At 63.2% G+C, this 334-nt stretch carries 1 pseudogene; it reads left to right on the top strand.

Annotated elements, in window-relative coordinates:
- Positions 1–334 (top strand): annotated as a pseudogene (locus ACMUOY_RS20640) (acyltransferase); the annotation flags it as partial.

Raw genomic sequence — 334 nt, 5'->3', positions numbered from 1 at the left:
CCAGCCAGCAATCGCCGTACCGTCATCTGCTGAAGCCGAAGGTCGGCGGCCTGGCAATGGCGCTCGCGGTCATGGGGGACCGCTTCAGCAGCTACCTCGATGTCACGATCGTCTACCCGAAGGGCATCCCGACCTTCTGGGATCTGCTCTGCGGCAAGCTCGAACAGGTGGTCGTCCAGGTGCGCGAACTGCCAATACCGGCGTCGCTCGCGCAGGGCAATTACGCGAGCGACGCCGGCTATCGCCGCGAACTGCAGACCTGGGTGCAGGGTATGTGGGACGAGAAGGATCAGTTCATTGCTGACGTTCTCGAAGGCCGCGCCCGTACCGATAT

Origin of the sequence: Candidatus Skiveiella danica (assembly GCF_022705245.1) — a bacterium.
Taxonomy (GTDB): Bacteria; Pseudomonadota; Gammaproteobacteria; order Burkholderiales; family Burkholderiaceae_C; genus Skiveiella; species Skiveiella danica.
The sequence above is the reverse complement of the archived record's forward strand: the minus strand, read 5'-3'. Positions and strand labels throughout refer to the sequence as shown.